Annotated in this window: 1 pseudogene; it reads right to left on the bottom strand. The window is 67.7% G+C overall.

Going from position 1 to position 220, the window contains the following annotated elements:
- Positions 1-164 (bottom strand): annotated as a pseudogene (locus ACUJ8O_RS11625) (cadmium resistance transporter); the annotation flags it as partial.
- Positions 165-220 lie beyond the last annotated feature (56 nt).

Below are 220 nucleotides of genomic sequence, written 5' to 3'. Positions count from 1 at the left end.
GCACCGAGGATGCCGGCGAATCCGAGGTACTGGCCGGCCAGAATGCGGGCGGTAGTGCCGCGCTGGCCTGCCCCTCGCGCGAAGAAGAGGGAGAGCACGATGATGTCGTCGATGTTGGTCGCTGCGAACAGGCCCATCGCCTGCAAGACCGAGGTGAGGCTCATGCGCCCTCCCCAGCTGCGTCGCATCCGGGAAGCGAGCAGGCGGGATCGATGCACGG

Source organism: Micrococcus sp. EWR3.9.1 (assembly GCF_052615555.1).
Note: the sequence above shows the minus strand (reverse complement) of the source record. Positions and strands in the feature narration are given on the sequence as shown.